The following is a 14,902-nucleotide window of genomic DNA, read 5'->3' as shown; positions in this document are numbered from 1 at the left end:
TCAATTATAAAATATGAAATCTATCTTTAAAAAAACACAACAAATTACGCTTTTACTCTTTGGCTTTGTGCTTGTTTTTGCACAACAAAAGATGAAGATTCCCAATGATGCGGCCTTTTATATGGAAATCAACGGAAAACAGCTTAATAAGAAAATAAGCTGGGACAAATTCAATCCTTTTTTACAGGAGATCAGCAAAAAGAAGCATAAAAAAGACAAAGAGAATAAAGAGAAACCCTCTTGGAATGATTACTCCAAAACAGGGATTAAATATGACGGAACACAATATCATTACGGAACTTTCAATGATTCGGTACAGGCTTATACGGCTTATTTTATTTTAGATAATAAAGAAAAGTTTCAGGAATTTATTAATTCTACCAAAAAAAGCGGACAGGAAATTACTAAGAAAAGCAAATATTCATACGTTGATATTGATGATGATATTTTTGTTGCCTGGAATGGAAGCCGTGCTGTTGTAAGCGTGATCAACTACACAAAACCATACAAAAATGTTTGGGCTGATGAGGTGATGGTAGATAGCGCAGTGGCTGTTGTTGACAGTTCGGCAGTGGTGGTAGATACTGCTTATGCTGCAGAGCCGGAAAGACCATTTGACTATAAAGAAGAGATACAATCATTAAAAGGAGATATCAAATATTTAAAAGAAAATATTAAAGACAATAATAATGAGATTGTAAGAATCCAAAAAGATATTAAATACCTGCAAAAGCATCATGCCTATCCGGAAGAAAAGAAAAGTACAACAGACACCGTATATTCTGAAGATGAGGCTGTAAAAGAAGATCCTACCGCTAATGATGAGGAGATGGAAAATAAAGAGTATGCAATAGATCCGGATGCTCAAAAGGAAATGGATTCCATACGAATAGAAAAATTCAAGGTGGTAAAAAAGCTGGCTGAAGATTCGTTTGATCAATATTTTAATTCGAATTTAGAGCTTGAGGTTCCTCAGCAGATGTTGGCTTTCCGAGATGTTAATGCAGATGTTTTTGTATACACCGATTACGGAAGAATCGTTAATGAAGGAATTTACGGGAAGCTCATGAAGACCTATAATTATGCTCAGTTTTTCCAGAAAATTTATAATTCAAACTCTTCATACAATTTGTATTTTGACAAAGACAAAGTAAAACTGATTAACAATTATCAGCATAAAGATGCAGAGGTTCAAAAAGGGATTGCTGCTGTTTACAAAGGCAGGAAAAATAAAAAACTGACTGCGTTGATTAATGATAAAAGTCTTGGGTATTATTCTGTTAATTTAAACGGAGCGAAAAGTTTTGACATGGTCTACAGTCTGTTTAAAGATTTGGGAGATGGAGAATATCAGAAAGAAATGGAGCTGATGATGGAAACCATGAAAATTGTTCTGGATGAAGAGGCCATTGCTAAAATTGCTCCAGGAAATGGAATTTTTGTATTGAATGAATTGAAATCTAAAAAAGTAGACTACACAGATTACGATTACGATGATGACTACAACGAAAAAGAAGTAAAGAAAACAAAAGATGTCGTGGTTCCTAATTTCACTTTTGCTTTTGCTACAGAAAATGAAGACTATTGGAATCGTGTCTTTAATTTATTGATTACGAATAAAAAGCTGTCGAAAAAATTTACGAAAAAAGGAGAATTCTATTCTTTCAAAGATCCTAAAGATAATGGATACCTTGATCAGATGTTCTTTACCGTAAAAGACGGAATTGTATACCTTACAACCTCAACCGATAGTATTATTCCTAAAGATCAATCTGAAGGGTCTAAAAAATGGGCAAAAGATGCGGCTAAATATCCTTTGTCGGGAAGACTTGATATTCAGAAGCTTTTAATCGGGATGGAAAAAGAATTCAAAAGTACTTCTGAAAAAAAGATGCTTGATTTGTTTAGAAAAAATGTAGGGGAATTGTATTACAAAACAGAGGTGAAGGGCGAAAGCATAGAAACAGAAATAGATTATAATATTAAAGATTCTTCTGATAACAGTTTGATGTATTTCTTCGATCTATTTGACGAAGCATACAAAATCATGCAAGAACCTGAAAAAGCTTTGAAAACACTATAATCAATGAATAAAAAGAGATTTATTGTCCCGTTAGTTATTGTACTCGGCATTGCTATTTATTTTGTGTTTTATCATAAAGATAAGACGTTACAATTTGTGCCTAAAAATGCAGATGTAGTAGTTATAATTGATGTGAAAAAATTAACGAGACAATATGTTTCTAGCTTTATAATGCATCCTTCCCAATGGTTTGGAGGTGAGGCTAGCCATGAAGAAGGAATTTCTTTGCAACATTCGGGGATTAAAATTCCAGATTTTTTGCAAATTTTTCATGTCAAAAACTCCAAATTTTCGAATTGGTATTCTGTGATCAAATTGAAAGATCAACAAAAATTTTTAGCCTTTCTCAACAAGCAGAAATTCATAGATAAAGGGAGAAATCTCTTTCAAAAAGATCATTTTTTTATCAAAATAGAAGGGAATCATTGTATTTTGGGAACTTCTAATTCAGATTTTGAAAACATTCAGAATCAATTGTTTCAGTCTTCTAGGCAAAATGTTTTTAATGCCAGTCAGTTTATTGAAAATACGGCAGGAAGTATTTCTTTTATTTCTGGACAAAAGATTCAGAATTTTTCTATTGAATTAAATGCAGGTGATATTGAAATAAAAAATAGATCGAATTCAGATAGCTTTACTTCAATCCTATCTAAACTGGAGAAGAAAAATGCTTTCTTAGAAATGGAATTAGATGCTCAAAACATCAAGAAATACACTTCTTTCTTTAATAAAAGCATCGCAGATTCTTCACAGATTAATTACATAAAAGCAAGTATTGAGCTAGAGCAGGTGAGTGACACTATTCTTAGTTACGGCTATGATGATAATTTTAATGAAATAGAGAAAAAGACGTATCAGAAAATTGTTCAACCGAATTATGTAATCAATCTTCAAACTGCGGTTCCTGAAATAACATGGCAATACTTTGTGCATAAAAAATGGATCAACGCTCAACATCAATTTACCATCATTCCTTTTCAGCCCAATACAATTGCTGAAACCAAAAACGGATTTGAAATAAAATCTACCAGAAAACCCATACCCCCATCTCCCAATTTAAAAGAAAACTATATCTTCGTCAGAAATAGCATGCTGCTGTCTTCTTCTTTAAGTACTTTAACAGATACTGAGAAAAATATGATTTCTAATTTAGATTATATTTTTTATGGAAATAAAGGACAAGATTATTATATAAAATGTAAGGCTAAGAAAGGAAACTTACCTTCAATTTTAAGATGGTAATTGTTATTTGTGAACGTCTAAAATGATTAATGATTGATGAGCCCTTCAGATATTTCTTTGATAAAAACAGGTACGCATTACTTTCTACATCTGGTTTTTCCGGTTTTTATCGCGTTGATTTTTTTTCGTGAAAATTGGAAAAAAGCGTATTTTATTCTATTAGCAACCATGTTGGTGGATGCCGATCATTTATTTGCTCATCCTATTTTTGATCCGAATAGAGGAAGTATAGGTTTTCATTTTTTACATTCTTATTATGCCATTGCGGTGTACTTTTTGCTGCTATTTTTTAAAGGGAATATCAGAATTATTGGGGTAGGACTTTTGTTTCATATGCTGACAGATTTTCAAGACTTTTACTTCTGGCCTCATTAAAATATGATTAATATTTTCTTTTGATATTTGAATTTCAATAGATTTTTTGTATTTTGTTGACACTTATGAAATTAAAAGAATTTTTACATTATACGTATATTTTTCCTGTTCTGGCGGTAATTTATTACTTTTCCGGATTAATGGGCGGCGGTGTTGTTTATGATGTAATTGCAGGTATTTTGCTTACTGGAAGTGTTTTATCGGCAGTGCATCATGCAGAAGTGGTAGCTCATAAAGTAGGAGAACCTTTCGGGACCATTATCCTGGCATTATGTATTACCATTATTGAAGTCGCATTAATTATATCATTGATGGTTGCTGGTGGAGATGATGCCATCACGCTGGCCAGAGATACGGTTTTTGCCGCAGTAATGATTATTCTGAACGGAATTATAGGAATCTGTATTTTAATAGGAGGAGTGAAGTATTACGAGCAGTTTTTTGCGAGAACTTCGGCAACCACTTACTTGGTGAGTATTGTTTCTATTTTGATATTAACCTTGGTACTTCCTAATTTTACTTCGAGCGTTAACGGGCCTTTCTATAATAAAGCCCAGTTGATCTTTGTTTCTATTGCCTGTTTGGTGATCTACGGAGTCTTTCTGATGGTACAGACCGTGAGACATAGAAACTATTTTATTATTACCGATGAAGACTCAGATTCGCATTACATTCCAACAAAATTCGCTACGGCTATCAGCTTTGCTTTTCTTGTTATCTGTCTTGTTATTGTTGTTTTGATGGCAAAAGGGCTTTCCGGAACTATTGAAGATATGGTAAGAAGCGTGGGTGCTCCAAAATCATTGGTAGGAGTTATTATTGCTGCGGTAGTTTTACTTCCTGAGTGTGTTGCAGCAATAAGAGCAGCGAGAAACAACCAGATACAGTCAAGCTTAAACTTAGCATTAGGTTCTGCCTTGGCAAGTATTGGTTTAACGATTCCGGCGGTATCTGTGGTGTGTATTATGTATGATATTCCTTTCGTATTGGGATTAGATAAAAAAGATATTATCCTGCTTTCTTTATCCGTGTTTATCGTAATGCTGTCGTTAAGTAGAGGAAAAACAAACATTCTGTACGGAACGGTGTTATTGGTGAATTTAGCAGCGTATATCTTTACGGTAATTGTCCCTTAATTATTAACGTTTTCTCGCCATTTCCATCTTATAAAAGTGAATGAACAAAATAAAGACTACAATCTTAGCTTAGATTGTAGTCCTTTTATTTAATTATTTATGTCTGGCTTAATCTTGCTTTTCCCATAGCTCACCTTCTCCTTGGTAGCCATCTTGTAACCACATTTTATCAAAAGCATGGCTAAGAGTTTTTCCAACTTCTTTACCACAACAATTAAAAGAAACTTTATTTGGGCTATGTACTTTCATTTCCCACTCTTCACCTTCTCCTTGGATTCCGTTTTGTAGCCATAATTTATCAAAAGCATGGCTTAGGTATAATCCATTTTCTTTGCTGATGCATTTTAATGCAACTCTATTATTTGATAAAGTTTCAAGAATAAAGACTTCACCTAATCCTCTAATACCATTTTGAAGAAATACATCTCCATTTCCATGGCTTAAAAATTTTCCGATTTCTTTTCCTTGAGCTTGTAATAATACTACTGTAGCAGTTTTTACGTTTTCTTTAGTTAGTTCCATGATTTCTAAGGTTTTTTTTAATTTCCTACTCTAAGTGCTTTTCGGAGACCGCAGTCAAAATTTGGTTATTGAGACGTCTGTAGTAATTTTGATAGGGTAAAGCTAGAGATTAAAAACACATCGCGCATCAGTAGAAATACCTAAAAATCAATTATTTACAAAATATAACGAAATGGAGATATATTTTATTTTTCTTGATTAGGCTATATTCTGTAATAGCTTTAAAATAAGGGAAACATAATTTTGAGGCTTAAAAAACCATCTTGAGATTTGTATTTTCAAAGGGGAAAATAATGAGAAAAATGAATTTTATTTTCGTCAAACATGAAAAAAAATAGATCTTCTTTACAGAAAATGATGCTGATAAATGTATAGAAATAGAATTTTACGGTAATTATTTTTTACTCATTAAAGTTTTCTCGCCATTTCCATTTTGTAAGCCATTAATTTGGCGATGTTTTCGGATTTGTAAATAGCCATATCGGCATTTTCACCCACGAAATTTTCTTCGATGGTCTGTTTCCATAATTCAAGCCATTGGTCGAAATGCTTTTTTTCCATGGCCTGCATTTCATTGATAGGGAAGTGTACTGCCATTGGATTCCCTTTGTAGCTCATTTGTCCGAAAAGGATAGATTCCCAAAAAGAATACATCTTAGGTAAATGTTTGTCCCAGTCTACTTTGGCTACATCATTAAAGAAAAAGCTAATGGTTTCATCTTTAATTACTTTGGTGTAAAAAGAATTCACAAGATGTTCAATGTCTTCTCTTGATTCCAGTTTTTTCATCTTTCAAATGTAGTGTAAAATCAATTTAAAAATTCAATCGCTGTGTTGATAAATTTCATTATCAAAAGTTTGTTTTAGTAATGAGTGTAAGTCGCTGAAAACTAAGAGTTTTTTTGATAATTATCTTTTGATAACTAAAATATTTAGTACTAAAACTTTATATGCTTTTAATTTTTTTAAAAAGCATTAGAGATTGTATGTTAACTTTGTTAGGATATATTATTAATATAAACCATGGACTTGACACTTCTACGCTAAGTGAACGACTCTTTTTAAACCTGATGGCATCATTATCAATTAATAGCAGAAACAATTTCCAAATTATTGCCACTACGCTCTTTATATATAAGGATCTGAGGAAACATGCAGAAGAAATTTACAAGCCATTCGGAGTGACAAAGGCAATATTTTACAGAGATGCTAAAATTCTGGATAATCATACAGATGAAGACCTGAAAAAATGCCGAATAAAGTATTGAAATAGTTAATCAATTAATATGTATAAATTCAGTAGAAATACGGATTGCCGTAAGAGTAGATAAATTCTTATTATTACATTTACTGATAAACTACATTTGATAATAAGTGAAGTTTTATAATTAATCCATTATGAAATTTGTATGATAGTATAAAATCTTCCAAATTATGAAAAAAAGGAGGTCACCAATAGCAAAAAATCTTTTGAATAATTCTGTTTCCGGAATGTTCAGTGCAATTGAAATTCACAATAAGCCAATAATGTCATATCGGTATGAAACTGTCGTTCTCCTTATTCTTAATGCTTGGGAACTAATTTTAAAGGCCTATCTGTATAAATATCATAAAAAAATAAAACTTTTTCATGAAGATGGAACCACAAAGCAATTTGATAATTGCTTAAATATTACAGTTGAAAAAATAGGTAAAGAATTTAATCCAACGGTAGAAAATTTAAAAGTATTATACGAATATAGAAATCAAGTTGCACATTTTTTTATTGAAGAACTAAATCCTGTATTGTTCTCGTTAATTAGTAAAAGTATAATTTTCTATTCCAAATTTGTTCAAGTACACTTTAAAATTGATCTTACAAAAGATAACAATCTTATATTATTACCTATAGGCTTTAAACGCCCTGTTTCGCCAATTGACTATATTTCAAATATATCAGTTAATACCAACGCATCAGTAGAATTAAAAGAATTTTTACATACAATAGTAGATGCTTCTCGTCGGTTAAATGATGAAAAAATTGACGAAACTATTTTCTCTGATTTTAGAATGAGTTTAACGAATGTTTCAAGAATAACAAATGCTGACTTGATAGCTGGTATCGATAATTCACGGAAAAATCAATTGACTGTATCAACAATAAAACAAACTCAAAATATTATTGCCAGCAAAACAGGCGAAAAACTTGTTTTAACTCGCGATAAAATTTTGGCGACAGGTTCTATATATTACGAGGAATTGCAAGATGGAATTTTTGATGAAATAAACAATATTGTCGATGCAAATAAACTTTTATCTAAAGATAAATCCAAGTTTATGCTTGGAATTCAATTGTATTACCGAATCTACTCTGAGCGACAACATGTTAATTTTAATATTGACATATTTGAAATGTTAGCAAAAACAGCTATGCTTGATTTTTATGCTCCCTTCATGTTTTGGTTTATTAAACTTCCCTCGAAAATTGCTGCTAATCTATTGTATGAGATTTTTCAACAATCTAAGTCTCCAAAAATTTTAAATCTTGTAAAAATTTCAGTTTTACTTGGTGAAGAAGCTTCGAAAATTTTAGCTAATGCATTTGAGAAAAAGTTTAAAGATCAAATTCAAAAACCTGATTACTTTTATACTTTGGGAGAGCTAATTAAAAGTAAGCAAACAGATCCCATATTAAAATGTTTGAAGTCCTCGTCTGGCAAGATGCTTCTATCACAAACTTACTCAGATTTTATGAATGATAACAAATTATCAAAATCGACCTTGTCAAAAGAATGTTTTGATTTTTTTTCAGGTCAAGCCGACCAAAAGACTGCGTTGAGAGAATTAGACTATTTGGCGTACGCTGATCAAATTATCGGGAACGCTGAATTATTAGAAGAATTTAAAAAATATTTTAATAATAACCTTTGTTAAAATCGCCTATTTTATTTAATGTAAACATCTATAACAGAATAGTTTTAATATATGAATAAGAAAAAAATGATAAAATGGCTGAACTATTTGTTAGATTTTGTGCCGAAATTGAGAATTTAAATAGTTTAAACTTATATTATATAAATATCCTTGCTTAGAATGTAATAATCTATTCTTAATTAGAAGTTATTCATAAACAAAAGATAAGTTTGAGGTTATTTCTCTCAAACTTCAAACAAAGTATCGTTTATGTATTTTACTTAATATACTTTTTTATTAAAAATAATAGAAACCACCACCTTAAAGTATTCGCAAAGCAAAAAAAGTAATATATTTATCATCAATCTAATAACCAATTAATGCTCACAGTACATTTATTGCCAGCTCTATATGGCGACACTATCCTTATCGATGTTTTCGATGAAAAAAAAATTAATACTAATATATTGATTGATTGTGGATTTAATTTTGAGTCAGAAATTCTTCCTATACTAAATAAGTATCATAAGGCAGGTAAAAAGCTTGACCGTTTTATAATTACTCACTATGATGATGATCATATTAATAGTGCCGCAAAATTTATAAAGGAAAATGGATCAGCACAAAGTCCTAAAATAATTGAGATAGATCAGGTATGGCTAAATGCATACAAACATCTGCAATTTGAGAAGAAGAAACTTCCAGTACCGGATGAGAATCAGCTAAACCTACTAAGGAATTTTATTGCTTTGCAAAAAGTTGATACTACCAAAAAGCAAACTGAAATTGGTGCAAAACAAGCTTCAAAATTAGGTAAGGAATTACTCTCACAAAACTACTCATGGAATGAAGACTTTAACGGCAAAGCCGTTTGTATTGAATATGCCACAACAATCCTTCTAAACGATAACGTGTTGATTACTTTAGTTGGGCCTAATAAGCAGCAACTGACTTCTATTGATAGTGAGTTTAAAAAAGCTCTAAAATCGCAGGGAATAAAGGTTTCGGATACGCATTTTGTTGATGATGCATTTGAATTATTTTTAAAATCACTTAGTGCTAAAGATATTGAAACTTATAGTGGTGTCATTAATGGCTCCGTTATCAAGCCAATAACGTCAGAGCTCATTAAATCAAATAAATCAGAATATAAACCAGACAAACGGGTCGGAAATGGGAGCTCTATATCGTTTATTTTAAATGCAGATGGAAAAAAAATACTAATGCTTGCTGATGCACATGCAGAACCTGTGATAGAGCGATTAAAAAGACTGTATCCTGATGAGACTTGTCTCTTCTTTGATGCAATAAAAGTTAGCCATCACGGAAGCTTTGGAAATAATCCAAAAGAATTATATGAATTAATCGACAGTGCTAATTACCTTATATCAACGAATGGAAGCCATCCTTCTCATATGCATCCTGACATTGAAACAATTGCATTTATTATTAACCGGCCTTTACGTGGGACCATTACCAAAAGGAAATTAATTTTCAATTATTTTCCTAAACATCTTGCTCGGATCTTTGACGAAGACTTAATGAAGGAATTTAACTATACTGCTGAAGTTTCCAACGAATTAAAGTTGCCATGATAGATATTAAAAATTTAGAAAATTGTACATGGAAAGTCTTGGATAAGGATGGAATTCCGGTAGGTACTGCTTTTTTCGCTGAAAAAAAACTATTAATAACTTCACTACATGTTGTTGAGGACTTTATCGGCGAAAAATTTTACATAGAAAATCGCGATAAAACAAAGGCTCCAGTTTTTGTCAAAGACCATTGTAACGAAAATGATCTTGCTATTTTAATAACGGACGGATATGTTTCTGACCATACGGTTATTTTATGTAGTGAGGTACCTTTAATTAAGGCCGAATGGTCAGCATTTGGATTTCCAGCTACTAAGGAAGGTTTGGTGGTAGGCAGTAAACTGGAGGGAACCGTTTTTAATGTCATATCTGTAGAACATACTCACGATCTCGTATTGGAAACGCCTGGCATCAAGTTGGACAATGAATATCGCGGATTTTCAGGCTCTGGGGTAATAAATAAGAGGCAAGAAATATCTTCGGTATTGAGATATATAGATGTAAATAGCTTATGCTCTGTAAGTATTAAAAAAGCAGAAAATTTTTTAAAGAAGAATGGTATATCAGTTGTTGATGATCAATTAGATGATTTTTCAGTTTATATGCCCAAAGCATTTGATTACGCAGAAGAACCATTAAAATCAATTGGGGTAGCTTTTGCCAAACAAGTAGCTAAGAATACTTCTCCTCAAGCAATAGCAAGTATTTTAACTGGTAAATTAATGACTCCGGAACTGAATGGCTCATTGAATGAGATAATTCAATTCCTAAAAAATCAAGCTGATCTAAATAATGAGTTGTGGAAAGCATGGTTAGAATTTTTAAGTTACGTACAGATGCTGAAAGGAGAATATGGTGATATTAATGCCGTATATATTTCTCTTCCAAACACCGAGGTATCAAAATTTATCGAAGGTGTCGAAACAAAAATAGTTCAAGATATCCAATTAACTCTGCAATTTTTCTTTACTGAAGAGGCACAATATTTCTCTATAGCTAAAAAGCATCTACTAGACAAGTCTATTGCAGGAACTTTGCAAAATAATCATTGTCATATTTTTCACTCACATAAAACTATGTTTGGCTTACACCCTTTCACAAAAGAAGACAAAAGAAACATCATTTTTGATATTTTTAGCCCAACAGACGCAGGTTTAAATATAGCTGGCAATATAGATTATGGAGTTTTAAGTTTGTCACAATTGGCGTTAGGTATTGCATGTAGCACAACAATCGCAGAGGCGACCCAAAATCTCACTAAAATATTTAATGATGCAATTAAATAAATCACAACCAATTATAGACGAATTAGCAAAATTTGATAATTACTTTAGTTCATCTGGTGCGGAGTGTTGGATGACGTCGTCTGGAAAAATTCATCTGTATGTATTTTCAATATTTTACGAAACTGCGAAAGATTTGGAAGAAAACTATAAAGAATTACGTGATCACGTCGCGATAAGTTTCCAAAGTAGGACACTGAACAATTCTGCCGAGCGTTGGAATCTATATATTTTGTATTTAGTGAAAGAGTTCGTACCTCAAGAACTTAGACAGATAATTCTTCAGGACAAATTTTCAGCTCGAAAGATGGTTTGTTCAACAGGACAAGAGGAAATTAATGACCAATATATTAATAGCTTAATAGGCAAAACACTTATTGATATTGATATACCTGAAAGAAATGTATCAATTGACAAGCTTGAAGAATTGATGAATGCTAAGCATCCTGAAGTAGCAATTGCGGTTAACCAGATTGATGCAATGACTAATAGAGACAATTTAAAAGAACTCATTAAATTTTTAAGCGATGAGCAAGATTAAAGATATTAAAATTAATGATTTTCGAATTTATAACGAAGAACAGAATTTCAGCTTCATTAATGGTGACTCACTTTCAAATCTAATGGTGATTTATGCGCCAAACGGCTTTGGTAAAACATCTTTCTTTGATGCCGTGGAATGGTGCTATTCCAGTAAGTTAAGACGTTTTGAATCGGATATACTCGGACAGGAAATTAATCGTAGGGACTATTCAAGTGGAGACAAAATTTTGCTCACAAATAGACAAAGTTATAAAAATGGGAAAAGCGGTACGGTTAAGATTCAGACTACTGACGATAAAGTAATAGAACGAACAGCTACAGAGAGAAAAGCAAAAAAGTTTGAATACAAATATGACTACCGGACTGTGAGTAGCCTAAAGTCGGATTTTAAGCAAGATGTTCTCGATAGGTTGGTTAAAACCAATATACTGACGCAGGATCAAATTGACGAATTTTTACGTCATACTAAACCTGATGAACGATTTTTTCAATTGCAAAACTTTTGGCCAGAAGGTGAAAATGCTCTTTCCATTCTTAAAAAGATTGACAGTTATATCAGTATGTTGGCGCTTGAAAAAGATGAAATTAACACAAATATAGCGAGCGCGAATAAGCAAATTAAAGATTTTTTAAATGCCGGGGATCAGATTGAGCCAATTAATACCGCAATTCAGAAACTGGCTGAGAAAAGTTCAACCGAATTTAAAATGGAGGCTTTGGTAGCGAATGTCAATAAAGAAACTTATCAAGTTATTCTTAGTACGACACAAACCTATATTGAAAGAGCCAAACTTATCGAACAGCATGCATTCGCACAAATATCTTTACTGCAAGCACTACAAAAATCATTACAGGACTATCTTCTATGGTTAAAAGCTTACCCCATCTTAACCGAAGATTACAATAAGCTTTCCAAATTGGAAAAATTGTATACCGATCTTAATACTTATAATACTTCCGTAAATTCTCTTGAGATAAAATTTTTAAGTATTTCTAATTCTGAACAAAAAATATCCCGCTTATTGGCACTTGTCGGTGATGTTGATACTATCTATAAAAATATTGCTCAGCAACAAAAAATTCTTAATGATTTCCGTCAAGATATCAATAAATATCTTAATCAATTAGAAAGTTCAAAATCGTCAAATCTTGCTCTCCAGTCGACTTTAACAGAATGGGAGCAGCAACATGATGCACTTGATCGTAAATTGAAAGAATGGGATACAGAACTGGAAAATTATAGATTTTGGAATGCAGATTCTGAAAAAAGTAAGATAAAAATTAAAGAACTTAATGAGCAACTTACAGAAAAAGAATCCGCTTTATCATCAAAACTTTCTTCTCGTCAGTTGTTGCAATCAATTGTTGAAAATGGAGACTTTGAATCATTACCATTGGAGGACCAGGAAAAGCTGTCTGATGATTTTACAATAAGAAAACAGTTGGATAAACAGTTAATTGCCAATAAGATTAATATTAACAAATTGCAAAATGATCTAGATAACTCTGCAACTTTAGACGAAACTTTAGACAGAATTATTGAATGGGGAGAGGATTATGTTCGAAAAACGGATGACAACCATTGTCCACTATGCGCAACAGATTTCAAGGAAGTTTCCAGTTTATTAGCAAAAATCGAGGAACAGAAGACCGCCAAGACAACTACTATAACGTTAAAATCGCAACTTGATATAGCAAAGGCAGATGAAATATTGCTCCAAGAAAAAATCGGTGAGTTTAATAGGAAGATTTTAAGTTTTATCAAGCAAGCAATTGAGCTTTGTAATAATGAGATATCGAACTTACAAATGCAAAGGGACATAATTTCAAGTGAAATTACAAATGTACAAAGTGCCCTTCAGAATTCAACTCGATCTGTTAGTACAAGTTTATCGCAACTTAGACCTGACGCTACAGAATCTGACTTAAACACCCCTATTGATTTTGATGAAATTAAATCAGAAATGCAATCAAAACTTTCTAAAATTAGGCTTAGGGTTTTACGACTGGAAAATATTGTAAAATATAGATTTCAAAACATCTCTTCGATTGAAAATAATATTTCGATTTTAAAAAATAGGATTTCAACTGCTGAAAATAATATCGCAATTTCTCGCGCTGACCGACTTTTAGTCGAAGCTGAGCAGATAATGAAAGAATTAAATCTAGTCGATGATAGCTTTCATAAAATAGAATTGCAAAGTAGGTTGGATGAAATCAAACATCAATTGACCTCTGCCAGCACGGAAAAATCGGGAAATGAAGCAAAGATTGCAGAGATTAAAAGTGATATAGGTTCATTTTCCATTCAGTTCAATGAGGCTGAAATTCCTGGCTTAAAAATTGCTAAGAAGAACGATATCAATGATGTTCAGCAAAAGACTTCAACTTATATCAATCAGTTCAGACAGTTTTCTAAAGATGAAGATCCGTCAGAAGAGTTTTTCCAAAGAGAAATAGAGGGACTTAAACTCTATCACCAAAATTTGATAGCAGAAGTTAAGGACCTTGAGAATTTGTCGGTGAGTCTGAAGGTTATAGAAAACAATGTTTTGAAAAACACACTAGAAAAAGATGTAGAAAAATGGGAATTGCAGATTAGACCATTAGACGACTCACTCGACAAAGTCATAGAGGCCAGAAAAACTTCTGAAACTTACATTAATGGGGAAATCAATAAATACTTTAATCAAGAGGTGATTAATCAGATATATTCTAGAATTGAGCCTCACCCAAATCTTAACCAAATAAAAATTAGTCCTAAAATTACCGAAAAAGGACCTATTTTGGATATTAAAGCTATAAGTAATGACGAAGAATTAGACCCTTCTTTATATTTAAGTGCTGGTCAGCTAAACGTTTTATCTTTGAGTATATTTTTGGCCAAAGCATTTGAAACACGAAATGATGAGATAGATACAATTTTTATGGACGATCCGATTCAAAACCTAAGTGATATTAATATACTTTCCTTTATTGATCTTATTCGAACAATGATAACTAAGTATAACAGGCAAATTGTAATTTCTTCACATGACGAAAATTTCTACAAACTTATGCGAAATAAAATGCCGTCAGATGCTTTTAACGTTCGTTATTACGAAATTCAAAGTTTTGGTAAAGCGACTCATGTTAAATAATTGATAGATGGTTTATAGAGAATATGAAAATCTTTTCGGAATGATGCCTTATTTTAATCAGAGGAGATGTGTTATGTTTTGAAGGAAGTAT

General features: G+C 32.0%; 11 protein-coding genes. 9 read left to right on the top strand and 2 right to left on the bottom strand.

The annotated features are described in order from the left end of the window. Window positions 1-13 precede the first annotated feature (13 nt). From AMQ68_RS20015 to AMQ68_RS20000, 4 genes are all read left to right on the top strand, one after another. Window positions 14-2,083: a hypothetical protein gene (locus AMQ68_RS20015; RefSeq protein ID WP_054512359.1), complete on the top strand. Its 2,070-nt coding sequence runs from the start codon at window positions 14-16 to the stop codon at window positions 2,081-2,083. Window positions 2,084-2,086: 3 nt separating this feature from the next. Then, window positions 2,087-3,325, top strand: coding sequence for a hypothetical protein (locus AMQ68_RS20010; protein WP_054512358.1), 1,239 nt, complete (start codon window positions 2,087-2,089; stop codon window positions 3,323-3,325). 36 nt (window positions 3,326-3,361) lie between these two features. Beyond that, window positions 3,362-3,700, top strand: coding sequence for a DUF6122 family protein (locus tag AMQ68_RS20005; RefSeq protein WP_185113411.1), 339 nt, complete (start codon window positions 3,362-3,364; stop codon window positions 3,698-3,700). 65 nt (window positions 3,701-3,765) lie between these two features. Beyond that, window positions 3,766-4,836 (top strand): calcium:proton antiporter, encoded by a 1,071-nt coding sequence (locus tag AMQ68_RS20000; RefSeq protein ID WP_054512357.1) that lies wholly within the window; start codon window positions 3,766-3,768, stop codon window positions 4,834-4,836. Between the two features lie 108 nt (window positions 4,837-4,944). On the opposite strand, the gene AMQ68_RS19995 is transcribed toward AMQ68_RS20000, so the two are convergent. Beyond that, window positions 4,945-5,358, bottom strand: coding sequence for a hypothetical protein (locus AMQ68_RS19995; RefSeq protein ID WP_054512356.1), 414 nt, complete (start codon window positions 5,356-5,358; stop codon window positions 4,945-4,947). Window positions 5,359-5,766: 408 nt separating this feature from the next. Beyond that, window positions 5,767-6,147, bottom strand: a complete 381-nt coding sequence (locus tag AMQ68_RS19990; RefSeq protein WP_054512355.1) for a group III truncated hemoglobin — start codon at window positions 6,145-6,147, stop codon at window positions 5,767-5,769. A 645-nt stretch (window positions 6,148-6,792) separates the two neighbouring features. Here AMQ68_RS19990 and AMQ68_RS19980 point away from each other — a divergent pair. The 5 genes from AMQ68_RS19980 (at window position 6,793) to AMQ68_RS19960 (ending at window position 14,811) form a co-directional block, all read left to right on the top strand. Next, window positions 6,793-8,271: a DUF3644 domain-containing protein gene (locus AMQ68_RS19980; RefSeq protein ID WP_054512353.1), complete on the top strand. Its 1,479-nt coding sequence runs from the start codon at window positions 6,793-6,795 to the stop codon at window positions 8,269-8,271. 359 nt (window positions 8,272-8,630) lie between these two features. Next, a complete protein-coding gene (locus AMQ68_RS19975; protein ID WP_054512352.1) occupies window positions 8,631-9,845 on the top strand; it encodes an MBL fold metallo-hydrolase in 1,215 nt (404 codons plus the stop codon). Then, window positions 9,842-11,131, top strand: coding sequence for a serine protease (locus tag AMQ68_RS19970; RefSeq protein WP_054512351.1), 1,290 nt, complete (start codon window positions 9,842-9,844; stop codon window positions 11,129-11,131). Before AMQ68_RS19975 ends, AMQ68_RS19970 begins: the two co-directional genes overlap by 4 nt. Further along, window positions 11,115-11,669: an ABC-three component system middle component 1 gene (locus AMQ68_RS19965; protein ID WP_123905742.1), complete on the top strand. Its 555-nt coding sequence runs from the start codon at window positions 11,115-11,117 to the stop codon at window positions 11,667-11,669. Before AMQ68_RS19970 ends, AMQ68_RS19965 begins: the two co-directional genes overlap by 17 nt. Beyond that, window positions 11,656-14,811 (top strand): AAA family ATPase, encoded by a 3,156-nt coding sequence (locus AMQ68_RS19960; protein ID WP_054512349.1) that lies wholly within the window; start codon window positions 11,656-11,658, stop codon window positions 14,809-14,811. The genes AMQ68_RS19965 and AMQ68_RS19960 overlap by 14 nt, the downstream gene beginning before the upstream one ends. Window positions 14,812-14,902 lie beyond the last annotated feature (91 nt).

The sequence above is a fragment of the Chryseobacterium sp. ERMR1:04 genome (genome assembly GCF_001297705.1).
Taxonomy (GTDB): domain Bacteria; phylum Bacteroidota; class Bacteroidia; order Flavobacteriales; family Weeksellaceae; genus Chryseobacterium.
The sequence above is the reverse complement of the archived record's forward strand: the minus strand, read 5'-3'. Positions and strand labels throughout refer to the sequence as shown.

What these genes read in the sequence shown, in the direction of transcription:
- AMQ68_RS20015 (WP_054512359.1), top strand. Translation starts at nt 14, where the DNA reads ATGAAATCTATCTTTAAAAAAACACAACAAATTACGCTTTTACTCTTT.
- AMQ68_RS20010 (WP_054512358.1), top strand. Translation starts at nt 2,087, where the DNA reads ATGAATAAAAAGAGATTTATTGTCCCGTTAGTTATTGTACTCGGCATT.
- AMQ68_RS20005 (WP_185113411.1), top strand. Translation starts at nt 3,362, where the DNA reads ATGAGCCCTTCAGATATTTCTTTGATAAAAACAGGTACGCATTACTTT.
- AMQ68_RS20000 (WP_054512357.1), top strand. Translation starts at nt 3,766, where the DNA reads ATGAAATTAAAAGAATTTTTACATTATACGTATATTTTTCCTGTTCTG.
- AMQ68_RS19995 (WP_054512356.1), bottom strand. Translation starts at nt 5,358, where the DNA reads ATGGAACTAACTAAAGAAAACGTAAAAACTGCTACAGTAGTATTATTA.
- AMQ68_RS19990 (WP_054512355.1), bottom strand. Translation starts at nt 6,147, where the DNA reads ATGAAAAAACTGGAATCAAGAGAAGACATTGAACATCTTGTGAATTCT.
- AMQ68_RS19980 (WP_054512353.1), top strand. Translation starts at nt 6,793, where the DNA reads ATGAAAAAAAGGAGGTCACCAATAGCAAAAAATCTTTTGAATAATTCT.
- AMQ68_RS19975 (WP_054512352.1), top strand. Translation starts at nt 8,631, where the DNA reads ATGCTCACAGTACATTTATTGCCAGCTCTATATGGCGACACTATCCTT.
- AMQ68_RS19970 (WP_054512351.1), top strand. Translation starts at nt 9,842, where the DNA reads ATGATAGATATTAAAAATTTAGAAAATTGTACATGGAAAGTCTTGGAT.
- AMQ68_RS19965 (WP_123905742.1), top strand. Translation starts at nt 11,115, where the DNA reads ATGATGCAATTAAATAAATCACAACCAATTATAGACGAATTAGCAAAA.
- AMQ68_RS19960 (WP_054512349.1), top strand. Translation starts at nt 11,656, where the DNA reads ATGAGCAAGATTAAAGATATTAAAATTAATGATTTTCGAATTTATAAC.